This is a genomic window from Mesorhizobium sp. M5C.F.Ca.ET.164.01.1.1 (assembly GCF_004792125.1).
GTDB classification, from domain to species: domain Bacteria; phylum Pseudomonadota; class Alphaproteobacteria; order Rhizobiales; family Rhizobiaceae; genus Mesorhizobium; species Mesorhizobium wenxiniae.
The window spans coordinates 1-332 of record NZ_SRTG01000335.1; the positions used below are offsets into that span (position 1 = coordinate 1).

Annotated in this window: 1 protein-coding gene; it reads right to left on the reverse strand. The window is 61.4% G+C overall.

Features of this window, described 5'->3' with window-relative positions; translation table 11 throughout:
* Positions 1–332, reverse strand: a 332-nt coding sequence (locus EN807_RS33715) for an asparagine synthase-related protein (RefSeq protein ID WP_246684524.1), incomplete at both ends; no start/stop codon positions are given.

Sequence of the window (332 nt, forward strand, 5' to 3'; positions counted from 1 at the left end):
GGCGCAGCGCACCGCGCAGCCAGGCGTCGATCGGTACGCCAAAGCCCATCTTGGGGCGTTCGATGAGTTCGCGAGAGATATGCCTGTACAGCAGTTGCCTGAGCGGCCATTTCGTCTTGTTCTCGGCCCGCAGGATGGTGAGCGGTAATGAGAGCGCGAAGCTTACCAGGCGATGGTCGAGCAGCGGCACGCGGGTCTCGAGGCCGACAGCCATTGCCGCGCGGTCGACTTTCACCAGAATGTCGTCCGGCAGATAGCTCATCATGTCGAGATACATCATCCGCTCGACGCTGCCCGGTAATGCCGGTAGTGCTTCCAATCCCGTCAGCATC